The 3,725-nt window shown below is 75.4% G+C and carries 5 protein-coding genes; all 5 read right to left on the minus strand.

From position 1 onward, the window contains the following. On the minus strand, positions 1-379 hold a 379-nt coding region (locus tag ABZW03_RS38450), incomplete at its 3' end, for a hypothetical protein (protein WP_355269160.1). A 103-nt stretch (positions 380-482) separates the two neighbouring features. After that, a complete protein-coding gene (locus ABZW03_RS38455; protein ID WP_355269162.1) occupies positions 483-647 on the minus strand; it encodes a hypothetical protein in 165 nt (54 codons plus the stop codon). 150 nt (positions 648-797) lie between these two features. Continuing rightward, positions 798-2,012, minus strand: a complete 1,215-nt coding sequence (locus tag ABZW03_RS38460) for a cytochrome P450 (protein WP_355269164.1) — start codon at positions 2,010-2,012, stop codon at positions 798-800. An 85-nt stretch (positions 2,013-2,097) separates the two neighbouring features. Further along, positions 2,098-2,313 (minus strand): ferredoxin, encoded by a 216-nt coding sequence (locus ABZW03_RS38465; RefSeq protein ID WP_355269166.1) that lies wholly within the window; start codon positions 2,311-2,313, stop codon positions 2,098-2,100. 278 nt (positions 2,314-2,591) lie between these two features. Further along, on the minus strand, positions 2,592-3,725 hold a 1,134-nt coding region (locus ABZW03_RS38470; protein ID WP_355269168.1), incomplete at its 5' end, for an ATP-dependent DNA ligase.

Raw genomic sequence — 3,725 nt, forward strand, 5'->3', positions numbered from 1 at the left:
TGACCACGCCCAGCAGGATCGCGCCGGTGTTGGCGGCCAGCCGCCACCGGCCGCGGGTGTTCCGGCCCCGGGCCTTCCGGGAGCCGCCGGTGTTCACCATCGCCTGGTGGATCGCCCGCGCGGTGGTCTCGTCGTCCGCCGGCACCGGGCTGCCGGTGACCGTGTACCAGTCCAGCGCGCCGGTGTACTGGACGGTCAGTCTCGCCTCGCCGTCCACCCAGGTGGTGTGCACGGTGAGGTCCCCGGAGATCGGGCCGACCTCGACGGTGGTCACCCCACCGGGGCCGCTGATGATCGACTGGGTGGTCCAGGTCGCCCACGACGTGCGCGGGTCCGCGGGCGGCCTGGCCTGGCGGTTGCCTCGGTCGTGTTCGGTCATGCGCCTATCCTCCCCCGAGGGTGGTCCGCCGCCGGAGCAGCGACACCCGCGGTCGCGGCGACCGCCCGGTCCCACCGGGCGGTCGGTTCGGTACGGCGGACGGTCAGCCGGGCTGGCCGGGCTCGTCCAGCATGGGGGCGCCCTCCGCCTGGGAGGTGTCCTGCGCGTGCAGGTTCTGCATCGAGGGGACGCCCTCCTCGGGGTCCGCGGCGCGGATGTCCTCGTCGTCCTCGGTGCTCACCGTGGACCGGTCGCTCATGTCGGTCATCGCGGGCTCCGTCTCCTCGGCCGGTCCGGGCGCGCCGGGCCGGAGGCGCGGCAGGGCCGGTGGGTGTCTCTTCGCCCTACCAGCCTGCCTCCGCCCCGGCGCCGGGGCCAGCCGGGTGCCCGGGAAGCGTCCGCCGACCCCGCCCCGGCGTCACCAGGTGACGGGCAGCGACCGCATCCCGTAGATGAACGAGTCGGTGCGGAACGCCAGCTCCTCGCGCGGCACGGTGAGCCGCAGCCCGGGCAGCCGCCGGAACAGCGTCGCCAGCGCGATCTGGAGCTCGGCGCGGGCCAGCGGCTGGCCGAGGCACTGGTGCACGCCGAAGCCGAAGGCCATGTGCCGCCGGGCGTCCCGGTCCAGGTCCAGCTCGTCGACCGGCAGCCGGTCGGCGCTGCCGAACACCTCCTCGTCGCGGTTGGCGGTGGAGAGCATCGCGATCACGCCCTCCCCGGCCCGGACCGTCGTGCCGGCCAGTTCCACGTCCTCCAGCGCCACCCGGGGCACCCCGGTGTGGACGATGGTGAGGTGGCGCAGCAGCTCCTCCACCGCGCCGGGCAGCGCGGCCAGGTCGGCCAGCCGCGCGACCTGCTCGGGCCGGTCCAGCAGCAGGGCGGTGGAGAGCGCGATCATGTTCGCGGTCGTCTCGTGCCCGGCGATCAGCAGCAGGATGCCGGTGCCGGCGGCCTCCCGCGCGGTGAGGTCGTCCCGGGCGGCGAGCCGGCTGAGGATGTCGTCCGCCGGCTCCTCCCGCTTGCGGGCGGTCAGCCCCTCCAGGTACTCCAGCAGCTCGTCCTGGGCCTCGAAGAGCTTCTCGAGCGAGCTGGTGTTGCTGAGCAGCGTCCGGCTGACGCGCTGGAAGAACTCGCGGTCCTCGTACGGGACGCCGAGCAGCAGGCAGATCACCAGCGAGGGGACGGGCAGCGCGAAGTCGGCGACCAGGTCGGCCTCGGTGCGGCCCCCGGTCATCCCGTCCAGCGCCTCGTCCACGATCCGCTGGATGTCGGGGCGCATCGCCTCGACCCGCTTGACCAGGAAGTCCCCGGTGACCATCCGGCGCAGCCGGGCGTGCTCGGGGTCGTCGAGCCGCAGGAAGCTCGGGTTCTCGCCGATCCGCTCCCGGGTGCCGGCGACCAGCAGCGGGAAGCCGGGGTGGCGCACGTCCGCGCTGAACCGGCGGTCGGACAGGATGGTGCGGACCTCGGCGTAGCCGGTGGCCAGCCAGCAGGAATCGCCGCCGGGCAGGTCGGCGCGGGTCAGCCGGGCGGTGGCGGCCGCCTCGGTGTACGCGGGCGGCGGGCCGAACGGGCAGCCGGCGGAGTGCGGGGCCGGGAGCGGGACGGCGGGGGCGGTGGGCGTGCTCGTCAAGGCGGGCTCTCCTTGCGTCGCGATGGTTCTCCGGTGGGGGTGGTGTGGTGACTGGAGGGTCCGTCGGATGGGTCCGTGCCCCGGCCTACTCGGCCGCGGCCGGCGCCTCCTCGACCACGGTGATCGCGCCGCCCGGGCAGAGCTGGGCGGCCAGTCTGAGATCGTCGAACTGGTCCGGACGGAAGGTCGTCTGACGGAGTCTCACCAGACTGTCGTCCTCGTCCTGGTCGAAGACCTCGGGGACGTTCGTGACGCACATCCCGGAGCTGCAGCAGCGGTCCCGGTCGACATTCACCCGCATGGTCGGGCACCTCTCGCCAGTGCGCCGCCGGCTGCCCGGCGGCCGCCTCTCGTTGTCATTGCCAACCTAACCCGCTGCTGCTCCGTCCACGGAGGGTGCGATGGCTGGATCGCCGAGAATGGCCGATTCGGTGCGCGCCGGGGCGGTCGGGCGGCGGGGCAGGTTTGAATCGGCCTGGCCCCGACGGGCGTGCGTGCCGCGGCTCGCGCGTCCGGTCCCGTCGCTCCCGGTCCCATGGCGCGCGGCCCTTTTGCGTCCGGTCCTGGCCTGTCCCCGGCTCACAGGCCCTCCGCGGCGGCGATCTCCCGTACGGTCGCGACGGTGTCGGCCTCGGCGGCGTCCTTGTCCGGCCGGTACCGCACCACCCGGGCGAACCGCAGGGCGAGGCCGGCCGGGTAGCGGGGGCTGCGCTGCACCCCGTCGAACGCGATCTCGACGACCAGTTCCGGCCGGACCCGGACCGTCCAGGCGTCCCGCCCGGTCTCCCGGGCCAGCAGCTCGGCGGTCTGCCAGGCGAGCGTCTCGTCGGTCAGGCCCTTGAAGGTCTTGCCGAGCATCACCCACGGGCCCAGGCCCGGCTCGCCCACCGCCCGGGCGCCCAGGTGCAGGTTGCTGAGGAAGCCGTGCCGGCGCCCGCTGCCCCACTCGGCGGCCAGCACCACCAGGTCCAGGGTGTGCCGGGGCTTCACCTTGATCCAGCCCGCGCCGCGCCGCCCGGCCGCGTACGGGGCCGCCGGGTCCTTCACCAGCACGCCCTCGTGGCCCAGCGCCAGCGTCTCGCGGAAGAAGGCCAGGGCCCGGTCGCGGTCGCCGGTCTCGGTGCGGGCCACCCGCAGGCCGTCCGGCACCGCCTCGGCCAGCGCCGCCCAGCGTTCCCGGCCGGGGCGGTCCACCAGGTCCTCGCCGTCCCGGTGCAGCAGGTCGAAGAAGTAGGCGTCGAGCGGGACTTCGGCGCGCAGCCGGTCCGGGTCCCGCCGGGAGGCGGTGCGCGCGGCGGTCTCCTGGAACGGGCGCGGCCGGCCGTCCGGACCGAGTGCGATCGCCTCGCCGTCCAGCACCGCCGAGCGCAGCGGCAGGGCCAGCGCGGCCTCGACCACCTCGGGCACGCGCGCGGTGATGTCGTCCAGGCCGCGGGTGAACACCGCGACCTCCCCGCCCTCCCGGTGCACCTGCATCCGGATGCCGTCCAGCTTCCACTCCAGCGCGGCCGGACCGGTGCGGTCCAGCGCCGTCGCCACGTCCGGCGCGGAGGCGGCCAGCATCGGCCGCACCGCCCGGCCGACCTCCAGCCGGAACGCCGCCAGCGCCGCCTCCCCGCCGGTCAGCGCCGCCTGCGCCACCGCGCGGGCCGCGCCGCAGCCGCAGGGTGACGCTGCCGGTGACCGGGTGGCCGATCCAGCGCTGGATGCTGT

The organism is Kitasatospora sp. NPDC004799 (assembly GCF_040609095.1).
In the GTDB taxonomy this organism is placed as follows: Bacteria; Actinomycetota; Actinomycetes; order Streptomycetales; family Streptomycetaceae; genus Kitasatospora.

Bases quoted from the DNA above. Each gene is read 5' to 3' on its own strand.
- ABZW03_RS38455 (WP_355269162.1), bottom strand. From the start codon at position 647: ATGACCGACATGAGCGACCGGTCCACGGTGAGCACCGAGGACGACGAG.
- ABZW03_RS38465 (WP_355269166.1), bottom strand. From the start codon at position 2,313: ATGCGGGTGAATGTCGACCGGGACCGCTGCTGCAGCTCCGGGATGTGC.